This window comes from Rhizobium rosettiformans W3 (assembly GCF_004912135.1).
GTDB lineage: Bacteria > Pseudomonadota > Alphaproteobacteria > Rhizobiales > Rhizobiaceae > Allorhizobium > Allorhizobium rosettiformans.
On sequence record NZ_STGU01000086.1, the window covers coordinates 1 to 510 of the forward strand.

General features: G+C 60.8%; 1 protein-coding gene. It reads left to right on the plus strand.

Annotation, left to right across the window (positions count from 1 at the left end):
* Positions 1 to 495, plus strand: a 495-nt coding sequence (locus FAA86_RS24465; RefSeq protein WP_136543916.1) for an IS630 family transposase, incomplete at its 5' end; no start/stop codon positions are given.
* Positions 496 to 510 lie beyond the last annotated feature (15 nt).

A 510-nucleotide genomic window follows, 5' to 3' on the forward strand; every position in this document is an offset into this window, starting at 1 on the left:
GAAACCTGGACTGCGACGAACATGGCGCGCACGCACGGACGCTGCAGGAAGGGAGAGCGCCTGCGAATGGGCTTCCCGCACGGCCACCGCAAGACCACGACGCTGGTGGCTGGCTTGCGTAGCACGGGAATGGTTGCACCGCTCGTCATCGACGGGCCGATCAATGGAGAATGGTTCGAGGCATACGTCGCCCAGGTTCTTGTGCCGACCCTGAAGCCTGGCGATGTCGTCATCCTTGACAATCTCTCCAGCCACAAGCGACCGGCGGCGCGTGAGATGATCGAAGCTGCCGGTGCGCGCATGCTGTTCCTCCCGCCCTACAGCCCAGACTTCAATCCCATAGAGAAGGCATTCTCGAAGCTCAAAGCGCTCCTGCGCAAAGCGGCAGAACGCACTGTGACCGGCCTGTGGGACAGGATCGGGAAGCTGATCGACCTCGTCGAGCCTCAAGAGGCCCGAAACTTCTTCACATCATGCGGATACGATCCAACATGAAAGGGAACCGCTCTA